This is a genomic window from Kineothrix sp. MB12-C1, from assembly GCF_030863805.1.
In the GTDB taxonomy this organism is placed as follows: Bacteria; Bacillota; Clostridia; order Lachnospirales; family Lachnospiraceae; genus Kineothrix.
This window is the reverse complement of the sequence record NZ_CP132957.1, coordinates 1,184,980-1,206,936: the sequence shown is the minus strand read 5'-3', so window position 1 is coordinate 1,206,936 and position 21,957 is coordinate 1,184,980. Positions and strand designations below refer to the sequence as shown.

17 protein-coding genes are annotated in these 21,957 nt (G+C 40.9%); 16 read left to right on the top strand and 1 reads right to left on the bottom strand.

From position 1 onward, the window contains the following. Positions 1–5: 5 nt before the first annotated feature. Both RBB56_RS05615 and RBB56_RS05610 read left to right on the top strand, forming a co-directional pair. Positions 6–788 (top strand): electron transfer flavoprotein subunit beta/FixA family protein, encoded by a 783-nt coding sequence (locus RBB56_RS05615; protein WP_306721401.1) that lies wholly within the window; start codon positions 6–8, stop codon positions 786–788. Between the two features lie 30 nt (positions 789–818). Next, the gene (locus RBB56_RS05610; protein WP_306721400.1) at positions 819–1,865 is read left to right on the top strand and encodes an electron transfer flavoprotein subunit alpha/FixB family protein; all 1,047 of its coding nucleotides are present in this window, start codon (positions 819–821) and stop codon (positions 1,863–1,865) included. A 161-nt stretch (positions 1,866–2,026) separates the two neighbouring features. Here RBB56_RS05610 and RBB56_RS05605 read toward each other — a convergent pair whose 3' ends face one another. Then, a complete protein-coding gene (locus RBB56_RS05605) occupies positions 2,027–3,496 on the bottom strand; it encodes a methyl-accepting chemotaxis protein (protein ID WP_306721399.1) in 1,470 nt (489 codons plus the stop codon). Between the two features lie 381 nt (positions 3,497–3,877). Here RBB56_RS05605 and ybaK point away from each other — a divergent pair, with 381 nt between their 5' ends. The 14 genes from ybaK (at position 3,878) to RBB56_RS05535 (ending at position 21,944) form a co-directional block, all read left to right on the top strand. Further along, the gene (gene ybaK, locus RBB56_RS05600) at positions 3,878–4,363 is read left to right on the top strand and encodes a Cys-tRNA(Pro) deacylase (RefSeq protein ID WP_306721398.1); all 486 of its coding nucleotides are present in this window, start codon (positions 3,878–3,880) and stop codon (positions 4,361–4,363) included. Between the two features lie 41 nt (positions 4,364–4,404). Then, entirely contained in the window at positions 4,405–5,490 is a 1,086-nt protein-coding gene (mtnA, locus tag RBB56_RS05595) for an S-methyl-5-thioribose-1-phosphate isomerase (RefSeq protein WP_306721397.1), read from the top strand. 70 nt (positions 5,491–5,560) lie between these two features. Then, positions 5,561–6,223 carry a class II aldolase/adducin family protein gene (locus tag RBB56_RS05590; protein ID WP_306721396.1) on the top strand — a complete coding sequence of 221 codons (663 nt, stop codon included), beginning with the start codon at positions 5,561–5,563 and terminating at the stop codon, positions 6,221–6,223. Positions 6,224–6,447: 224 nt separating this feature from the next. Further along, a complete protein-coding gene (locus RBB56_RS05585; protein ID WP_331526608.1) occupies positions 6,448–7,410 on the top strand; it encodes a glycosyltransferase family 2 protein in 963 nt (320 codons plus the stop codon). A gap of 12 nt (positions 7,411–7,422) precedes the next feature. Further along, a complete protein-coding gene (gene wecB, locus RBB56_RS05580; protein WP_306721395.1) occupies positions 7,423–8,541 on the top strand; it encodes a non-hydrolyzing UDP-N-acetylglucosamine 2-epimerase in 1,119 nt (372 codons plus the stop codon). Beyond that, positions 8,538–10,130, top strand: a complete 1,593-nt coding sequence (locus RBB56_RS05575) for a TlpA family protein disulfide reductase (RefSeq protein WP_306721394.1) — start codon at positions 8,538–8,540, stop codon at positions 10,128–10,130. Before wecB ends, RBB56_RS05575 begins: the two co-directional genes overlap by 4 nt. Continuing rightward, positions 10,127–12,862, top strand: coding sequence for a glycan biosynthesis hexose transferase WsfD (gene wsfD, locus RBB56_RS05570; protein WP_306721393.1), 2,736 nt, complete (start codon positions 10,127–10,129; stop codon positions 12,860–12,862). Before RBB56_RS05575 ends, wsfD begins: the two co-directional genes overlap by 4 nt. Positions 12,863–12,896: 34 nt before the next feature. Next, on the top strand, positions 12,897–14,153 hold the full coding sequence (locus tag RBB56_RS05565; protein WP_306721391.1) for a glycosyltransferase family 2 protein: 1,257 nt from the start codon (positions 12,897–12,899) through the stop codon (positions 14,151–14,153). An 84-nt stretch (positions 14,154–14,237) separates the two neighbouring features. Continuing rightward, a complete protein-coding gene (locus RBB56_RS05560) occupies positions 14,238–16,178 on the top strand; it encodes a cellulose biosynthesis cyclic di-GMP-binding regulatory protein BcsB (RefSeq protein ID WP_306721390.1) in 1,941 nt (646 codons plus the stop codon). Then, a complete protein-coding gene (locus RBB56_RS05555; RefSeq protein WP_306721388.1) occupies positions 16,175–17,023 on the top strand; it encodes a diguanylate cyclase domain-containing protein in 849 nt (282 codons plus the stop codon). Before RBB56_RS05560 ends, RBB56_RS05555 begins: the two co-directional genes overlap by 4 nt. Before the next feature lie 22 nt (positions 17,024–17,045). Then, a complete protein-coding gene (locus RBB56_RS05550; RefSeq protein ID WP_306721387.1) occupies positions 17,046–19,106 on the top strand; it encodes a cellulose biosynthesis cyclic di-GMP-binding regulatory protein BcsB in 2,061 nt (686 codons plus the stop codon). A gap of 1 nt (position 19,107) precedes the next feature. Then, a complete protein-coding gene (locus RBB56_RS05545; RefSeq protein WP_306721386.1) occupies positions 19,108–20,286 on the top strand; it encodes a GGDEF domain-containing protein in 1,179 nt (392 codons plus the stop codon). Beyond that, the gene (locus tag RBB56_RS05540; RefSeq protein WP_306721384.1) at positions 20,192–20,683 is read left to right on the top strand and encodes a stalk domain-containing protein; all 492 of its coding nucleotides are present in this window, start codon (positions 20,192–20,194) and stop codon (positions 20,681–20,683) included. The genes RBB56_RS05545 and RBB56_RS05540 overlap by 95 nt, the downstream gene beginning before the upstream one ends. Before the next feature lie 49 nt (positions 20,684–20,732). Next, positions 20,733–21,944: a hypothetical protein gene (locus tag RBB56_RS05535; protein ID WP_306721382.1), complete on the top strand. Its 1,212-nt coding sequence runs from the start codon at positions 20,733–20,735 to the stop codon at positions 21,942–21,944. Positions 21,945–21,957 lie beyond the last annotated feature (13 nt).

Below are 21,957 nucleotides of genomic sequence, written 5' to 3'. Positions count from 1 at the left end.
ATACAATGAAAATTGTTGTTTGTATTAAACAAGTGCCCGATACAAAGGGTGGCGTTAAATTCAATCCCGACGGCACACTTGACAGAGGCGCGATGCTTACCATTATGAATCCCGACGATAAGGCAGGACTTGAAGCGGCACTTAGATTAAAAGATCAGTACGGCGCAGAGGTAACTGCAATCACTATGGGTCTTCCGAAAGCGGAAGAAGTACTTCGTGAAGCAATGGCTATGGGTGCAGATAAGGGTATTCTCGTAACGGACAGAATGCTCGGCGGTGCGGATACATGGGCTACCTCACAGACACTTGCCGGAGCGATCCGCAATCTGGAATATGATTTAATTATTTCAGGACGTCAGGCTATTGACGGAGATACTGCGCAGGTTGGACCTCAGATTTCCGAGCACTTGGGAATTCCGGTTATCTCTTATGCACAGGATATTAAAATCGAAGGTGACAGCGTAATCGTTGAGCGTCAGTTCGATGACAGATATCACGTGTTAAAAGCGAAGATGCCTTGCCTCATTACAGCACTCTCTGAATTGAATGAGCCCCGCTATATGACTCCCGGCGGTATCTTTGACGCTTACAGCGCAGAGATTACTGTATACGGAAGAAATGATTTGGTAGATGTAGAAGATTCTAACCTGGGACTGAAAGGCTCTCCGACACAGATTGCAAGAGCTTCTGATAGAGTAAGAAAGGGTGTGGGAGCGAAGGTTACCCTTGACCCGACAGAATCAGTTGACTACATTATGGAAAGATTGAAAGAGAAACATATCATTTAATAAATCAAAGGAAAAGCGTGGTGAATAAGAATGAATATAGCAGAATATAAAGGAGTATTTGTCTTTGCACAGCAGGTGGATAACGAGCTTAGCGGAATCGCTTTGGAACTGATTGGCAAGGGCAAAGAGCTTGCAAAAGATTTGGAAACAGAAGTTACTGCCGTTTTGGTTGGTCACGATGTGAAGAACCTTGCGGATGAACTCGCAGCTTATGGCGCAGACAAGGTAATCCTTGTAGATGATCCTGAACTGAAAGAATATAGAACAGAGCCTTATACCCATGCGCTCGCTTCTGTAATTGAGAAATATAAACCGGACATTTTCCTGGTTGGTGCTACTGCAATCGGTCGTGATTTGGGTCCTCGTGTATCTGCGAGAGTTCATACCGGTCTTACGGCAGACTGTACGAGACTGGAGATCGGTGATTATCCAATTAATCCGATTCCGGGTAGAGAACAGCTTCATAATCAGCTTCTTATGACACGTCCTGCCTTCGGCGGAAATACAATTGCAACGATTGCATGTCCTCAATTCCGTCCGCAGATGGCGACGGTACGTCCGGGCGTTATGCAGAAAGTCCGTAAGGATGAAAATGCGAAAGCAGTTGTGGAAGAATTTAATCCGGGATTCACACCGAATGATAATTATGTAGAGATTCTCGAAGTAGTGAAATCCATTGCTGAAATCGAAGATATTATGGATGCAAAGATTCTCGTTTCCGGTGGCCGTGGTGTATGCAATTCTGAGAATTTCAAGATGCTGGAAGAACTTGCAGACGTGCTTGGCGCTACTGTAAGCTGCTCCCGTGCCGCAGTCGATGCGGGATGGAAGCCGAAGGATTTACAGGTAGGCCAGACAGGAAAGACTGTTCGTCCCAATGTATACTTTGCAATCGGTATTTCCGGTGCTATCCAGCATTTGGCGGGTATGGAAGAATCTGAAGTTATCATCGCTATCAACAAGGATGAAACAGCTCCTATCTTCGATGTAGCCGATTATGGCATCGTAGGAGACCTCACTAAGATTGTTCCTGCATTGACAGAGAGACTGAAAGCAGAACGCGCAGCGAATAAATAGTAACAAGTATGAGCAACGAGGTGTTGGAAGCGGAATAAAAGGGGATAATTTATATATAGAGAAACATATTGTAATATCTAAAAATAAATAATAAAAAGAAAAGCTGCTTTATGACCGATATGGTTACGAAGCAGCTTTTTTCTATGTATTTATGCTCATTCTTATTCGAATAATTTAATCTCTTTTTTGGTCAGATCGTTTACGGTCCGGTCAATCTCATCCAGTAAGGAAATCACTTGTCCGGAGATCGTTTCTGCCTGGGAGAGAAGTTGTTTCGCCTCCAACTCATCCTGGTTACGAATGGCGGCGATTACCTTATCGCCCATGCCATGAAATTCTTGATGAACAGGCGCGATTTTCTTCCAATTATCGATGATCGAAGGATGATTTACTTTTATCGTATAATAGAAATGGCCGAACTCGCATTTCTTGGAATTGGTCTGCAAAGGGCTGACTTTCATATTAGCAGCCATATCTGCTAATTTATTTACCCAGTTCTGATGTGCAGTTTTTGCCTTTACGATCTTATTATGGAATTCCTCATTGCTAACGGCATGCCTTCCGGTCAGAAGTCCATCGTATAGCTTAGCGGTAACATCGGAAAGTCTGTCATCAATAGCGGCGATATGTTTGGAAAAGGATACACTTTCGTCTGCATCGTTATGAATATCCTGAGTCATAAGAGAGAGAACTTCCGCATTTTTGCTAGAGTTTTCCATAGCTTTATTAATATCTGCAGCAGCATGTTTGATTCCTTGCATGGATTGATTAATATCTTCAACGCTGAGAACGACTCCATGCAGCATATCGATATTATTTCCTACGGTTGTGGAAACGAGCTCAATCTTTTCGTCCATCTGGGATGTGGAAGAGAGTGTTCTTTCCACACTGAGCTTTCCTTCTTTCGCGGCCTCGTGGATCTCGTTTACGAATTTCTGCATGCCACTTAGATTCTGCTTCGTATCATCTGCTAAAGTACGAACCTCATCCGCAACTACAGCAAATCCTTTTCCATGCTCCCCTGCTCTGGCAGCTTCGATAGCAGCATTGAGAGCGAGCAGATTCGTCTGGTTAGCAATTCCCTGTACACTTACTACGATTTTCTCCACTTCGTCAGCGAGGGTGACGAGCTGGGTTATTTTTTCGTTCATATTATTAGTATCCTGAATAACATTATCCTTTAATTCGGTTACCTCGTGAAGGAGTTGATTGCTTTCATTATTCTTTTCTGCGAGAGAGGTGGATTCTTCAGAGAGACGGTCCAAAGTATGGGCAGTATTATCGATGGCATGGTTTACTTCATTCATGGCCGTCGTAGTTTCTTCCATAATGGCAAGATTGGATTGGCTAAGAGATGCCAATTCTTTGGCAAAAAGAAGCAGTTCTTCCGACATGAAAGACATTTCCACATCGAAAGAGCTGATTGAAGTGGCAATATCTAATATCTGTGTAGCAGCATTGGACATACGGAGCTCATTTTGTAACAGTTGGTCAAAATATTTGATAATAGTGCTATGTATCGGATAATCGCTTTGCGGGCAGTCTGTAGTCTCTTTTCCGTTCATGGTATTTTCCACATAGGAAATGACACCGTGCATTTCTGAACAGTCCCCTTTTTTTCTGAATAACATAATGCGGTACCTCCAGTCTTTCATCACTAAGTTAATTATTTTAAGTATAGCAATTAGAGGTAACTTGGTCAATCATTTGTTCTTTAATAGGAAAACTCCTATTAAAGAACCGATTGATGCGCAGCTACGCGCGCGGAACAAAAGTTGTGCAGCCAAAGTTTTTGATCGCGAGAGTGTGTGGAGCACACTTTTGTTCTTAATAGGAAAGTACTCCTTAAAGAACCGATTGATGCGCAGCTACGCGCGGAACAAAAGTTGTGCTGTTAAAAGTTTAAATTGCGAGAGTGGGCGAGCACACTTTTGTTCTTTCAGGTTTACAAAGAGACAAAAGAATGGTACAAAATATATGAGAACGGTAAGATGAGGAAGGCGTGAAAAGAGATGGCGAAACAGAAAGAAGTCAAGACGAACGCGATGAGAATTTTGGAAAAGAATAAGATAGGATATATGCACTTATCCTATGAATGTGAAGAGTTTACCGATGGATTACAGATAGCGGATATGTTGAAATTGCCTTATAATAGAGTATACAAGACATTAGTTGCAGTTGGTATCAGCAAGAACTATTATGTGTTTGTAATTCCGATTGCCAAAGAACTGGACTTAAAGAAGGCAGCGAAAGCGGTGGGGGAGAAGTCGGCGAGTATGCTTCCTATGAAGGAGTTATTAGAGGTGACCGGATATGTCAGAGGTGGCTGTACTGCAATAGGGATGAAGAAGCAATATGTGACGAGGGTGGATAGCTCAGCGAAGGAATTGGAGAAAATGATTGTCAGCGGGGGAAGGATTGGATCACAGATAGAGCTTGTACCTGAGGATTTGCTTCGGACAGCCAGAGGAGAATATGCAGAAATCTGCGTTAGTTAGACGTGAGAGATAAAAAAGAGAAGAGCAGAGGATAAATAATAATGAAAGAAAAGAATATTATGGAATATGAAACAGTGGCTCTGGATGAAGAACAAAGAGCGATAGCGATTATCGATCAGACGCTACTGCCGGGACGCACAGAGATTATTTATTTGAGGACAGCGAAAGAGATATGGGAGGCGATTTATCTGCTTAAGGTGAGAGGTGCGCCGGCGATTGGAGTGGCAGCAGCTTTTGGAATATACTTGCTGGCAGAGGGAATCGACACACAGGACTATAATGTTTTCCGGGAAGAATTCGTGAAGCAGAAAGAATATTTAAATTCCTCCCGTCCGACAGCGGTGAATCTATCGTGGGCATTGGAACGCATGGAAAAGGTGTGTAGGGAAAATGAAGAATATCCGGTGGCACAGATTAAAGAGAGATTGAAAGTGGAAGCGATCGCCATTAAGGAAGAGGATATCTGGGTATGTAAGATGCTTGGAGAGTATGGGCTTAGCTTGGTAAATCCGGGAGATGGGATTCTGACTCATTGTAATGCGGGGCAATTAGCCACGAGCAAATATGGTACGGCTACAGCGCCCATTTATCTTGGACAGGAAAAGGGGTATCAGTTCCGCGTATTTGCAGATGAGACAAGGCCGTTGTTGCAGGGAGCCAGATTGACAGCCTATGAGCTTAGTGCTTCGGGGGTGGATGTAACTCTTATTTGTGATAATATGTCTGCAGCAGTTATGAGAAACGGTTGGATCGATGCAGTTTTCGTAGGCTGTGACAGGGTAGCGGCCAATGGAGATACTGCTAATAAAATAGGAACCTCCGTGGTGGCGGCAGTGGCGAAGAGATATCGCGTGCCGTTTTATGTTTGTGCCCCCACTTCCACTATCGATATGAATACGCCTACGGGAGAAGAGATTCATATAGAGCAGCGTCCGGCGGAGGAAGTGACGCAGATGTGGTATAAGGAAAGGATGGCTCCGGAAGGAATTAAAGTATACAACCCTGCCTTCGATGTGACTGACCATGATTTAATCAGTGCAATCGTTACCGAGTATGGTATCGCGAGGGCTCCTTTCACGCAATCCTTACAGGAGATATTCGAGAGAAAAGCGAAGATGAATGGATAATTTATTGTGCTGACCGTAAAAATGGTAATAAGATGTGATGGGGAAGAAAGGGAAAACTATCATGGAATATATGACGAAGAAGCAGGCAAAAAAAGCAATTATCGATATTGGACAACGTATGTATGTGAGAAACTTTGTGGCGGCTAACGATGGAAACATATCGATACGGACGGGAGACAATGAGGTATGGGCTACACCGACAGGTGTTTCCAAAGGCTTTATGAAGAAGAAAATGCTTGTGAAAGTGGATTTGGATGGTAATGTGTTGGAAGGAACGCACAAACCATCTTCTGAACTTAAGATGCATCTGCGTGCTTATCGGGAAAATGAAGAGCTTCGGTCGGTCTGTCATGCTCATCCGCCGATTTGCACTTGCTTTGCCATTGCAGGAATTCCGCTGAATGCCCCGGTACTCGCGGAAGCGATCATCACACTTGGAGATGTTCCGATTGCACCTTATGCGGAACTCGGTACGGATGAAGTAGCGGAGGTGATTGCACCCTACTGCCATACACATAACGGAGTGCTGTTAGCAAATCATGGTGCTGTAACGTGGTCAGAAGATGCTTATGATGCTTACTACCGACTGGAATCGATGGAATACTATGCCAAGATACTTTTAATCACCGATAAAATATTAGAGGAGCAGAACTGCTTTCAGACGGAACAAATAGAGAGGCTTATTTCCATGAGGGAAAAATTCGGTATTAAAAGGGGTGGTATACCGATATAATGGTTAGGCTAAATTATAAAAATCCATTTGTAAAATAAGAGAAATATATAATGAAAATTTTAGATTAGAGATTAAAAAAAGCATATTTTTTATGGAAAGTATCAAGTGGTGTGCTGGGAAAATGTGTTATAATTTTATAAAATTTCGCAAAAAATTTGTAATTCTGCATATAATTAAAATTTGATAATTACGAAATAAAAATCAAGAGATTTGGAGGCATTGGTATGGATGATTTTATGAAGAATATATTATATGTGGTCATACCTTGTTACAATGAAGAAGACGTATTTCCGACGATAACGGAAAGGCTGAAAATAAAAATGCAGGATTTGATAAAGCGAGATAAGATTTCAACAGCCAGTAAAGTGGTTTTTGTAAATGACGGCTCTAAAGATAAAACATGGGATATGATTGAACAGTTGACCCAAAAAGACACCTTATTCGGGGGAATTTGTTTGAGTCGCAACAAGGGGCATCAAAATGCATTGCTTGCCGGCTTAATGGAAGTGATAGAGCATGCGGATATGGTGATTACTATGGATGCGGATCTGCAAGATGATATTAATGCAATGGATGAGATGATAGAACGGTTTTTGGCAGGAATAGATATTGTCTACGGAGTGAGAAGAAAGCGGGACAGCGATTCTTTTTTTAAGAGGGTAACGGCGGAAGGATATTATAAATTTATGAAATTTATGTATTCCGATCTGATATTTAACCATGCCGATTATCGATTGATGAGCCGGAGGGCACTTGAAGGGCTTAGCGAATTTAAAGAGGTCAATCTTTTTTTAAGAGGTATAATACCGATGATTGGCTATCCGTCTGATTTTGTTTACTATGACAGAAGTAAACGGTTTGCAGGTGAGAGTAAATATCCGTTTGGCAAGATGCTTATATTTGCCATGGAAGGGATTACCTCGTTAAGTGTAAAGCCTTTGCGGTTAATAACATTTTTAGGTATTTTTATTTTTTTAGTCAGTATAGGAATTTTGATTTACAGTATTATCCGCCATTTCATAGGAGAAACTATTGTGGGATGGACAACTCTCATGGTATCCATATGGGCAATTGGAGGATTGATTTTATTTTCAATAGGTATTGTAGGCGAGTATGTCGGTAAAATTTATTTAGAAAGCAAAGGAAGACCGCGCTATATTATCGAGAAATCCTCGAATATAGATTAGGAGAAAACAGCAATGAAAATAATGAGTGTATTTGGAACAAGACCGGAAGCCATCAAGATGTGCCCTCTTGTAAAAGAAATTGAAAAACAGCATGATATGGAAAGCATCGTATGCTTAAGCGGACAGCACAGGGAAATGCTTATTCCGATTTTAGAATTATTTGAAATAAAGGTAAATCATAATTTGGACATTATGCGCCCGAAACAGACACTGACAACGATTACGGCAGATATCCTGACGAGAATAGAGGATGTCCTCATAAAAGAACGACCGGAGATTGTATTGGTTCATGGGGATACAACAACGTCCTTTGTGGCAGCTCTTGCCGCATTTTATCAGAAGATTCCGGTGGGACATGTGGAAGCAGGACTTCGTTCCGGCGATAAATTCTCTCCTTACCCGGAAGAAATGAACCGGACTTTGACGACAAGGATTGCAGAACTTCATTTTGCCCCCACCGAAAATAATAAAAGTAATTTATTAAAAGAAGGTATTACAGAAGGCATTACCGTAACCGGCAATACGGTTATGGATGCATTTCATACAACATTAAAAGAAAATTACGAATTTCAGAATGAATTATTAAAAACAAAGGATTTGACGAAGGGCAGATGGATTTTATTGACCGCACACAGACGTGAAAATCTCGGAAAGCCCTTGGAACAGATTTGCGAGGCAGTCAAGCAGATTGTAAAGAACAATAAAGATGTGAATGTTGTTTATCCGGTACATCCTAATCCGGCAGTCAGGGAAACGGTAGAAAATATTTTAAAAAACCAGGAAAGAGTTTACTTGACAGAACCTTTTGATGTGCAAGACATGCATAATTTAATGAGAAGAAGCTATTTAGTATTGACCGATTCCGGCGGACTTCAGGAAGAGGCACCATCCTGCGGTGTACCCGTATTGGTACTTCGGACAGAAACGGAACGGCCTGAAGCGGTACAAGCGGGAACTGTGAGGATTATAGGTGTGGAAACGGAAGATATTGTAAGAGAAACGGAAGTACTTTTGCATAATAAAACGGCGTATGAACAAATGGCAATGGCAGTTAACCCGTATGGAGACGGAAAAGCAAGTTGTTATATAGTGGAAGCACTAAGAAAATGGGGGCAGGAAACACTGGGATGAAAAATCAACAAGGAAAGGCAAAAAAGAGCGGAATATGGATTGTGAGCATTGTCTTTTTAGCAATGGCATTATTTTTGTTATTTTTTATGCTTCGCACCTTGTTTGAAAATGAAATACAAAGCGGCAAAGAGGAGCGTAAGAAAGCAGTATACGAAAATCAAGCCGTTCACTTGTTCCAGAAAATGCCGGATATTGTTTTAGAGGAGGAAGACGGAAAAGAGATCTCGCCCTTGAAACAAGGAGAAGGTATCTCCGTATTTCTGTTTTGGGCGAGTTATTGCCCTTACTGTCAGGAAAGTGTAGAAAAAATGGATATACTGGCTCAAACGGCGAAAAGTATGGGGGCAAGGTTTTTTGCAGTAGATAGATTGGATGGAGAGAAGGAAACTAAGGAAAAGGCATTGCATATATTGGAGGAAAAGCACGTACAAACCAAAACGCTTTTTGATAAAGAACGCAAGGCATATAAGGAAATTGGATTGAATATGGTACCAACCTTATTGGTAACGGATAATAAGGGAAGGATTATTGCTATGTCTCAGGGAAGCACACCTACTGAGAGGCAACTTCAGAATATGATTTCAGAAGCAAAGGACGGTAAGGCTTTCACTTATTCAAAACAGCTACTTCCGTTGCTGATGACAGAAGAAGGCGGTATTAGGACAAATTATAAGACGTCGGAGGAAAGCATTCCTTCCGGAGAGGATATTTTAAGCGAGAGCCAGGGGATTTTAATGGAGTATGCGGCACTCACGGGGAATAAAGAAATGTTTGACCACTTATGGACTTATACAAAGTCAAAAATGTTTCCCGAAGGGTTTATGCCATGGGTGATTTCGGAGAAGACGGATACGGCGGTCAATGCACTTGTGGATGATTTGCGTATTATCGGGGCTATTCAAAAAGCAGAAATAATGCAGGAGGAGAACCTGGCATTTTATCAGCAGTATTTAGATGCAGTTTTTCTGTATAATACTGAAGAAGGGCGACCTGTTGACTTCTATGATATTAAGATGGAACAGAAGGCAGATCGTTTTACCTTATGTTACGGGGATATGGCCACACTGGAACAGATGAAGAAAAATGATAAGCGATATTTGGAAGTCTATGAAAATACATTAGATTTGATACAAAACGGCAGAATAAGTGAAAAATTTCCACTGTATTACAGTTATTATGATTATACAAAACAAAAATATGAGGGAACTAGATTAAATATGGCGGAAGCAATGACAACACTTCTTCATTTGGCGGAAGTGGGAGAACTGCCGGATACGGCAATGGATTGGATTGCGGATGAATTGGAAAAAGGATGTGTATATGCCGCTTATGACATAGATGGAAGTCCGTCAGAAGATGGATATTATGAATCGACGTCGGTTTATGCATTGATTGTGATGACGGCCTTAGAAGAAGGAAGAGAGGATATCGCAGGAAAGGCAATTAATAAAATGGAGCAGTTTCGTATTGCAGATGCAGAGAATGAATTTTATGGAATATTCGGGGGTAGTGACGGAACCGGAATTTATTCATTTGATCAGGGGATGGCACTACTTGCTTATGAATATTATGAGAGGATGACGGAATGAAAAAAGCCGGACACTTTTTAAGACGGACCATACTGTCACCGCCCGTGGTGGCGGCCATAATGAGCACGGCTATTATGATAATGGTTTTAATGATACACCCTTTAATTGGAATGGCAGACAATGGAGACTTTTACAGAACGATTAGCGGTCAGGGGATTTATAAATTAGACCGTTATGAGGACGATCAGTATCTTAATTATTTCAGCAGTAAATTCGGTCTGTACCAAAATTATAATGAGAATGAAGATAACATGTTTTCCAGTCAGAACCTATATATTCAGACGGCGGTTTTTTTGAACAATTTGTTTTCTTCCGACAATGGAATTTTTGACATTCGTTTTTTATCTGTTTTTTTACTGGTAGAATTAGTAATCGGAATTGCTATGCTGATTGACTATATTTCCTATCGAAAAAGCCTGTTTCAGGGAATGCTGCTTGCAGTAATAGGTGTGGTCATGTTTGCGGATACGGCATATACGGCTTATTTTAATTCGTTTTACGCGGAAGGTCTGGTATATGTTTCTACCCTTATTTTGATTGCAAGCGCGTTATTGATGACACAAAAAAGATATTCGCCATTACTTTTATTTCTTTCTGTTCTCGTTAACAGTATTATATTAATTTTCACGAAACAGCAGAACGCAACAGAAGGGCTGCCATTATTTATTCTTTTTATCTGCATGGTATTTTTCCTTCCGAAAGAGAGAACGCTCTTAAGAAAATTTGTGGCTGGCGGTGCCGTTTTAGCAGCGATATGCGGAATCGTCATGTATCTCATCATTCCGGAGAGTTTTGTATGGATCAATCAATACCATGCGATGGCGAGGGGAGTTTTGATGACGGCAGAGAATCCAGAGGAAGCTTTGGATGAATTCGGTATAGACAGACAGTATTCTATTTTGGACAGTTCCATTTATTATGAGCGTTATCCGGCAGTGGAAGTGGAAAGCCAGCAGTTTATAGATGATTTTTATAGTAAATACGGATTTATTTCCGTTTCCATTTATTATGTCACACATCCTAATGAGCTAATTATGATGCTGGATAAAGCGGTAACCAACGGTTATATGATACGTCCTGCGGTACAGGGGAATTATGAGAGGGAAGCGGGAAGGTCTCCCGGAGAGCAGACACAGTTTTTTACGTTATATAGTGATTTGAAAAAGCAGCTTGTTCCGAATACAATAGGATTTGTTTTGATATGGTTCCTTGTCGCATGTGGAATCAGCTTTCGTGACAAGAAAAAACTTCAGATTATACTATGCACTATGCTCATGGGCGTTATACAAATAGGAACATCTATTGTCGGCGCAGGTGACGCGGATCTGGCAAAGCACATTTTTATGTACAATGTTTCTTTCGATTTGATCAGTTATATTTGCTTTGCACCGCTCTTTGCTTCTTTTACTGCCAATCTTTTCAAAGGGATTATTAATTTTATAAGAAAAAGAAGAAGGCAAACAGTTGTTACGGCACTGTTTTTGCTCATACTAAGCAGCTTCTCCCTTCCGGTACGAGCAGCGGAAGAAAATGAAAATAACATGCTAATTATCGGAAAAAACGGAGAAGATTTGAGCGTGGAAACGGGGCTCGCAAGAGCGTATGGGATGCAGGTCACTGTTTTGGCGGAGAGCAGCTACACTAAGGATAGTTTAAAAGATGCGGATTATGTTATTGCTACAACGGCAAAACCATATGAGGATATATTAGCGGCAGGAATTCCGGCAATTTGTATGGGTGCTGAATTTACCGAGGTTCCGGAAAGTGAGTTGACAAGATACCGGAGGAAAGGGGTTCGCTTTTCTTATGATGGATATGAGGGAGAGAAAACCTTTCTTGATGAATTTTCCGCCCTCACCGCTACAACCGGTAAAAAAAGTGGGACTCTTCTCATTGGAGAGGATATTGAAGTTCCGTTTGCAGTACAGGCAACGGACGGAAATTTCTATGTTCCTGTTTATGATAATAATAATGCAGTATCCAAAATACTTTTAGGTTCTTTGCTAAAAAGGCAAATGGGAATAAAAGAAAATGGAAAAACATATTTTATGCTGGATGAAGTATATTTTTTTTCGGATTTAAATAAGCTTTGTGTCTGGGCGGATAAGCTGAATAATAATGGAATTCCGTTTCTTGTCAGTGTCATGCCGATTTATGATAATCTGGATTATCCGGCGTTTTTAAGATTTGCACAAGTTTTGCGTTATATGCAAAGCCGGGGAGGTACTATATTAATTCATGAGCCTTTATTATTGGAAGATGAGATGGAACGAGAGCCTATTGCGGATAAGATGCTTCGTTTTCAAAATGCACTTACGGAGGAACAAATATATTTCAGAGCAATCGATAATACACCATATCAGTTTTCCATGAAGGAATTGGAGCAAATTACTTCCGAAAATAAGTATTTCGGAGAGTTGCCTTTTGATACTATGTTTGGTGTTACAGCGGATTTGACGGAAGAAGAATTCGATCTGTGTTTGGACAAATTAAATCAAAAATGGCTATCGTTTACCGACTTACAAAAAGAATACAGTGATGTCAGAGATTTGTATTTTGAAAAGGAGATTCCGGAAGACTTTGTCTATCGCGAAAAAGAAGAAGTTGCGTTTGAGTTATTTTTTAATGCCAGCGACCGCTTCCTGCTGGTGGTAGTCGGAGCCAGCGTATTGGTATTGGGCATATTTTTAATGATTGGGCGGAAGTGGTATCGGCGTAAGTTCTTTAGATAGATACAACTATAAAATAAAAGAGGAAAGAAAATACATGATAACTGCAAATATCATCGTTTTAATAGCGATTGTTTCGATATGGCTGCTTTTAATGGTAAATATAGTATTGATTATCGCAGGATACCAATACTATTTAAGCTGCGAGAAAGCAAAAGAAAGAGAACCTCTTGTGAAAGAAAAACTACCTTTTGTATCCATCATGGTACCGGCGCATAATGAGGCGAAGGTGATCGGTCAGACGGTAGAAGCTCTTTTGCGTTTCCGTTATCCGATGGACAGATACGAAATTATTATCATCAATGATAACTCATCCGATGACAGTGCGAATATATTGGAACGGATACAAAAGAAAAATCCGGACAGAAATCTCACGGTCATTAATACGGACGCTGTGACAGGGGGAAAAGGAAAATCAAATGCGTTAAATATCGGTTATCAGCGTTGTGTGGGTGAATTTATTGCTATTTATGATGCGGACAATACTCCGGAACGGGATGCCTTGCGGTTGCTAGTGGAGGAACTGGTATTGGACGATAATTTGGGAGCGGTAATCGGAAAGTTTCGTACCAGAAACAGGGACGCAAGTCTTTTAACCCGATTTATCAATATTGAGACATTGTCGTTTCAGTGGATGGCACAGGCCGGAAGATGGAGACTCTTCCGGCTTTGCACCATACCGGGAACCAACTTCATTATAAGAAGAAGCATCGTGGAGGCGATCGGAGGTTGGGATGTAAAAGCCGTAGCGGAGGATACGGAAATTAGTTTTCGTATTTATATGATGGGATACCGGATTAAATTTATTCCGGCGGCCGTTACATGGGAACAGGAACCGCAGACGATACCGGTTTGGTTTAAACAAAGGACCAGATGGGTAAAAGGGAATATTTATGTATTGGTGAAATATGTTCCTTTGATATTCAAGAAGGAAGGTAAAAAAGTCCGCTTTGACATTTGTTATTTTTTATCCATTTATTTTGTCTTGCTGACAGCGCTGATTATTTCAGATACTGTTTTGATTTTTACATTAATAGGCTGGGTCCATTTGAATTTGGCAGGATTTAGCGGTTTACTGTGGAGCATGGCAATTATTCTGTTTATAATTGGAACATTCGTTACCTTGTCCACGGAAAAAGGTGAGATGAGTGTATCTAATCTCCTTATGATTGCGTTGATGTATTTTACTTATTCCAAGATGTGGATGGCAGTGGCAGCGTATGGTTTTTATAAATTTATGGAAGATAAAATAAAGAAAAAAGAAACAACATGGTACAAAACAGAAAGGTTCTAGTATTTTATGGCGGAAGCAAATAAAAAAAAGTTGAAAAAACGAAATAAGATAATACTGCTGTTTGCATGTTTGTTTTTTATATTATTGAACGATAAACAGGAAGTATTAGCAGCAGAGGAAAGTGTCTCTAAGACCACATGGGGGACAGATACTAAGTTAAGCGGTTTGTTCGACAGCAGCACGATGTATTTCCATATTGGTAAATGGGAAGTGGAAGAGGCACAATTAGAACTGCGCATGATGATATCACAGTTAGTCAACAGGGAAGTATCTTATTTAACTATTTTGATTGATGGGCAGCCGGTTGAAACCTTTTCTGTTCCCGAAAAGAGCCGGGAGATAATAAGTTATATGATAACACTTCCGGAAGACATGCTGACGGCCGAGGGAACACACTCTATTACGGTAGAAGCGTATTTGCGCGGGCAGACAACAGATGCCTGTGTGGATGATTCTTCTGTTTCCACCTGGATGAATATCCTTTCCGATTCCGGGGTGACGATTAAATATCGGTCAGTTGGTGAGATTTCCAGTATTGCGGAGTTTTATGAAAAGTTTGTTTCCGTGGAAGCGCTGAAAGGTGAGCATTCGATGATACTTACGAAAGAAGGGACAAATGATGCGGTATTGACTTCTATGGCTAAAATATTATCGGGTTTTTCACAGAATGCGGCAGAGGATTATGAAAGAATTCGTGCGGGACTGATGCATAGAGAAATGGATGTAAGACAGGTGCCCTATGTTATTTATATAGAACGTTTTGATAGGCTTGAGAATTTCTTATTGGAACTGCTTTCTGAACGACAGAAAAATTATGCGAAAAACAATGCCTTGATCTGTTTATTGGAATATGAAGGAACGAAAGTCCTTCTTGTAACAGGAAACAATGATACGGCATTACAGAAAGCCGGAGATATGCTTTCTAATCCGGATATTATTCCAACGCTTACCCAAAAAACGGAGCAGATTAGTGAAGAGAAGGATTATCGGACCGATTCCTACCAATGGAACGAATATATAGCGCTCACTCCATTCGGAGCGCAGGTTAAGGGGAATTTTGAGCAAAGTATAAGCTTCATAATTGAGTGTCCGACCAACCGGATACCGTCGGAGTCCGCACAGTTAAGCCTGGACTATCGTTATTCTTCCAATCTGGATTTTGACAAATCGCTTTTAACAGTATATATTAACGGAACTCCGATCGGAAGCAGGGTATTGACCGAGGAAGGGGCGGATGGAACAACGGAGCTGTTTGCCATACCGAAAGATATCGGTATTTCAGGAAGCTATACAGTGGAAACAAGATTCGCACTTTATCCGAAAGGAGAATGGTGTGAACTGACCGCGGAGGAAATTCCGTGGGCATACATTTCCGATACGAGTATGTTAAAATGGACGACAACAGAAAACACAGAAGTATTTTTTGAATATTATCCATTTCCATTTATTCGGGACGGAGAATTCTCGGATATGAAGATTCTTCTGCCTGAGGAATGGGAAAAGGATGACTTGGATGTTATGGCGGGACTACTGCTCACACTTGGCAGATGGCAGAAAAGCAATGCCGGAAAATTAGAAGTGATAAGCAATCCGAACCTTGAGGCATTAGCCGACACCAACATTATTTCTATCGGCGCCGCGGGAAGAAATCACATGAATACCAAAGAATTGAACCTGACCGGTCAAAGAGGCTGTGCAATACTTGGAATTTCCCCCTATGGAAATCAACTGCATGCCGTACTGACGATAACCGGACAGACAAATGAAAGTATGAAAAAGACGCTGGAATTCTTAGGGCAATACGTAAGGATGTGGGAAATGAAAGGAGATCTATTATATACGGATGGTGAGTCTATAAAATATACTTACATCAGACAGCCGGAAGTGAGAGTAGAGCCGCCGAAGGTAGAGTCGCCTGCCGTAATGGACGAAAATGTTCCGCTGATTATCGTATGCTCGGTATTAGTGCTGATATTGCTGGCGGCAGCGATGCTGTTGATCAAGTATGGAGGAAGAAATAAATGAAAAATAAAAGATTATCGCTAGGAGCAGATATCGCATATATGATACTACTTGTAATGCTTTTTGTCTGTGTGGCATTTATTGTCTTTTCGGAAAATGTTTCTTTTAATGTTGCAGCATTATGTATTGTTTTTGCCATTTTAATCATATCACATTTTACGGCGGTTACCTTCGGACTGATTTTAAATACTGTTGTTATTTTTGCAGGATTTTCATGGTATTTATATAGACAGTTTTCTTATGGAATACCGATTCAGTCCGATTTTTATTTTTGGGTGATAGTCACTCCTCTTTTAACGGTGATATCTAATACCATATTCCGAAATATGCTCCAGATTGAAGAAGAAAATATTAAATTGAGAAAATGGGCACAGCATTTCAGTATTGTGGACGATATGACAGAATTAAAAAATATTCAGGCATATGAGATGGAATTTCCCGTTTACCAAAGAATAGCAGCGCGTTACAAGATAGGCTTTATGCTTATTGTCTGGCAATTCCGTTATGCGGATGATTTAAAAAGGATCATCGGGAAAAAGGGAATGGAACAGACCGTAGCGGAACTTTCGAAAGTGATGGCGAATACGTTCCGTAGAGAGGACGTTGTTTATATTTTATCTAAAGATCCTTATGAATGGGGAATACTTCTTTTGACAAATGAAAATAGCGAAGAACTTTTAAAAACCCGCATTAAAGAAAAAATGCAGGAAATGGATTTTTCGGAAATATTGGGGAAAAATGCCCCGAGGCTGGATGTCAGAGTCGGAGTTCATTTTATTGAAGAAGACGAAGATACTCCTCTTTTGGCACTTGAAAAGGCGAAGAATAAACTTCAGTACGATGTATAGAAAATGCAGGAGAATAGAAAAAATGATAAGTAAAAAAATAATCTGCTCCTTTGCCCTTATTGCAGCTATGAGTTTGCTCATAACAGGTAATGTGAGTGCAGAGGAACAAATGCAACTTCATGAAGAAAACTTTTCTGCTGACCATGATTTGAAGGGGTTATTTGCCTCCTGTGAAGAATATTTTCAGGTGGGAGACTGGGAAGTTGAGGATGCCAAAGCAACCATTATTTATACGGCGACGACTTTGGTAAGGCAAGAGGTATCGGATTTTACGGTATCTTTAAACAGTGAGCCTATTTACTCCCAGAAGATTCCGCTGACAGCAGGCGAAACACAGGAGCTTACCATAACACTTCCAAAAAGATTGCTTACAGAAGGCGCGAACAGTATCCGTATGGAATCCTATATCCGTACGAATGAAAATGACCCGTGCGAGGATGATATTTCTACTGCAAGCTGGATGGTGGTCAGAGAGGATTCTCATGTTTCCGTTTCCTATAAGCCGACTGTTGTGTGCAGGAATGTAGCGGATGTTTACCGGCAGATGACATCCATAGAGGGGTTGGAGAATGAAAAGAGTGCGGTATTTTTGCCGCAAGGCCCTACGGAGAATGAATTGACATCGGCAGCGTATCTTTTATCCGGAATTTCTCTTAATGCAATTTTGGATTATGAAAAAATGGCATTGGTAGAGATAGAAGAATTAAAAGATATGTCGGCTTACCGATATGGGGCATATGTATGCGAATACGGAAGACTTCCCGGCAATATTAAGTCTTTACTCAGCGAAGAACAAAAAGCAGCGGCAGAAAAGGGTTCCATTATTGCATTTGTAGAAACGCAAGGAGGAACCGATCTTTTAGTAGTGACCGGAAAAGATACAACGTCCATGCAGAATGCATGCCGTTTGTTTGGGAATAAGTCCAATATGGAGCAGACAAAGGCCGTTTGGAGAAAAGTGGCGGCAGAAGAAGATGTCAATGTCCTCCAGCTCCCTGAAGTTCATTACCTGTTGACACAGACAGGCAGTTATGTAAGCGGACCTTTTATTCAGACGGCATTCTTTACGGTGCCGATGAATGCCAATAAAAGTATTGCAGCGGGCAGTGAGACGGAAATCCATTTCCGATATGCTCAAAATTTGGATTTCGACCGTTCCCTGGTTACGGTTTATATAGACGATATTCCGATTGGAAGTAAAAAGCTGGAGAAAAGCAGTGCTAATGGTGATGTCTTGAAAGTGAGCATACCGGATGACCTTCAGGTTACGGGAAACTTTGCTCTGCGTGTTACCTTTGATTTGGAAATGAAGGATCTGATGTGTGATATTAGAAGGCAGGAAATGCCCTGGGCTTATGTGACCAATGAAAGTACGGTAAGTTTGAAGACGGAGGAAGTGCCGTGGCTGCTGTTCGACTATTATCCCGGTCCGTTCATTTATGAGGGAAGGCTCAATCAGGTCGTTATTATTCTTCCGGTGGAGGAAGGCAAAGAAGAGTTGGATGCGATGCGGAAGATTCTTTTGACCCTCGGACGTTATCAAACGGATAATTCCGGAACTATCAGAGTTTGCAGAGCTGATAATATGGGAGATTTATCAGCATCTAATATAATCAGTATCGGATGCCTTTCGGACAATCCCATTGTACAGCAGATTAACAATCAACTATATTTTCAGTTCAGTCCCGAAGGAACGACGCTCCGTTCCAACGAAAAGATGAAGATAGAAGCTAATTACGGTGCATCCTTAGGAACGGCACAGCTATTATATTCTCCGTACAGCGCTAATAAATATGCACTTTTGGCAGTGAGTGGGGTAACAAAAGAGGGAATGGCAAAAGCAGCCGATTATTTGGGAAGTGTTGAGAAAAACTGGCAGATATTCGGAGACGGATATGTTACGGACGGGGAACTTATCGCTTGTCATCGTTTTGGACCGGATAACGGAAAGCAATATTCTCTCTTATTTGAAATGACAAGACAGAGTAGCATAGCTGCCCTGCTCATTATAGGAGGTTCTGTTTTATTGCTGATGACTCTTTCGTTAATTATGATTTGGATAAAGCATAGGAGGGATGAATAAGATGAATAATAGGAGACATTCTATTCTTTCCGATCTTTCTTTTCAAGCAGTTTTAATTTTATTTTTTATTGCGGTATTATTTATTTCCCTTGACCATGTGAATCTGGCGGCAAATATGATTATTCTATGTATTGTAACCATATTGCTTTTGGTTACCTATTTTACATCCATTAAGATCGGATTGATTCTGGATATTATTTTTGTGTTTTTGTTGATTGCGCTGACGGTGTTTGAAACCATTAACAAGGGAAATGCAATTCCTGCCAATGTCTATTTTTGGATTTTCTGGCCGGTAGCGACGATTGTGGCAATTTCTTCTTACGTCAGACAACATCATTTACTAGATGAAGAAAATAAAGAACTGGTACGCCAAATAGAAAAATACGTTACCATAGATGAATTGACACAAATGAATAATCTGCTCGGTTTTGAAAGAGATGCTTCGGTTTATATGAATATATCACGCCGTTATCAAATGGAATTGGAACTGGTACTGTGGAGGCTGACCTATCAGGAAGATTTGAACCGCCTGCTGGGAACGACAGATATGAAAAAGGCCATCGGGCAGATTTCCGATGCCATAAAAAACAGTTTAAGAAAAGAAGATTTAGTATATATAGTGGATACCGAGCCGTATATATGGGGGACACTGCTTTTTAGCAGGCCGGAGGCAGCTGAAATTGTTATCGCACATGTCAAGGAAGGCGTTGCATCGGCAGGGCTGAGCGAGCTGACAAAGCAGAAAAGCTTTTCTTTGGAAATCTCAGGAACTGTGGTGGCCTATGACGGCAGTATGATGACGCCATTGACTTTTTTAAATAAGGCCAAGAAAAAGCTTTGGCTTGGCGAATATCAACCGGAGATTTGGGAAGAAGAGCCTGAAACAGAAGCGAATAATCCTAATATTGAAGACCGGAATGGAATTCAAGACAAAACTATAGTGGAAACCAAAAGTGAAATCAAGGAAGAAAGAAAGGAAGTGAGAAGGAATGAGCCAAGAAAGAGTCAACCGAAGAATACTACCCCTTCCTCTAAAACGAACACAACGAATAACATACATCGCCATACTCCTATTGACGCTTTTATTGACCGCTTGCAAAAAGGAAGAAAAAGAGGTAATAGAACCTCCTCAAGTAGAAACACAGAGCAAGACACAGGAGTCGATAAGCACGGAAAATAACGGACAGGAAGAAGCAGAAGGAAAGGAAACAGAAATTGCCGTATATTTAAACGGCAATTATTTGGAACTTATGGTATCCGCCTACCAATCGGAAGAAAAAGTAATGGTTCCGATGGCTGAAATCTGTGAATATTTCAGCCGTGACCTTGTCTGTACGCAGGAAGGGAATACACTCACTATCGTCGATGAAAAAATGGAAAAAACAATTATTCTTACCGAAGGAAGCGACAAAGCGCTGGTAAACGACAAAGAAGTAAAGTTGGAAGCGCCGACGGTTTTAACGGAAGACGGAAATCTTATGGCGGAGCTTTCTTCGTTCCGTATTCTTTTGGATGCGGATTGCAAATATCAGGAGGAAATGCAGTCTGTATACATTACGGAATCAGGGCTTTGCTAATATAACTCAGTTATCAGCAGAGAAAGCAGAAGCTAGAATAGAGGAAATCATGAAACAATTCAGAACCAATATGAAAATAGCGGCGGGGGCAGTTTTTGTTTTGCTTTTGGCGGGTGGCTGCGGTGCTGAGGAACCCTTCAGCGTTGAAACAATACAAAGAGCGGAGGAGGAACAAGTATTAGAAGCATATGCACCGCTTGTAGAGAATGAAAAGAAAAAGAAGGACTATTCCGAAGAAAAAGTGGACAGTAAGACCAATTCCTGGAAGGAAGCGGTAGGCGGAACACAAGGAAATCCAGCAGGTGAAACACAAACGGAAGCGGATGGGAAATCGGATTATGCAGGGGTGACGGATATCAAGCTGACTAAGGTCACTTATGGGGAAAATATAAAATATGTTCTGGGAGATTCCGATTATCTTATTTCAGAGCCCAATAGAGAAAATGGGAACAGTAAGAATGCCGTGAAACAGACAGCAAAAAAGTGGAATGTTTTGAAGGCGGCAAACCCGCAAATCCCGATTTATACTTATTTTATTAACCGTGCTACCGATATGGACTGGTATGCCCAGGATAAGATTAAGGTGTTTTCCTATGCCGATTATTTTGAAAAACAGTTAGGGGAGGACACGGAAATTCGCACCGGACAATTTGTGATTAAGGATGTAAAACATTATATGGAAACGGGGTATAAGACCGATTTCCATGTGAATAACAGGGGGTCTTATGAAGTTTATACAGACATCTATCAAATGCTGGAAGCGGATATGGAGCTTACCCCTCTTTTCGTACCGGAAGCGGAAAATGACTATGACAATCTTTTATTCACCAGATTAAAAGGAGGAGCGATCCTTGACTTTACGGAAGAACAGTTGGATGTATTCCGTACATATCAGTTTGATTTGGGCGAATACGATTCTTATGTAGGCGGCAAAAAAGCGAAAATTGGATTAGAAGAAGAGTATGCGAACGGAAAAATTGTGCGGGATGTGGATTTCGACCATCAATTTTCATATTATGGAGGTCAGGCGGAAGTAGTCGAGTTTGATTTTTATCAACCGGATAAACCTAATCTGCTGTTGATTTCCGACTCTCAGGGACGGCCTTCGAGGAAATTACTGGCATCTCATTTTAACCGTACCGTTTTTTTGGATGATTTCCAGTACCGTTCTATGGACATCCAGCAGCTGATAGAGGAAGAACAAATAGGGAGCATTATTTTCATGGGACAGGAATCCATGTTTGAATGGTATGGAAAATGAAAAAAAGAATTTA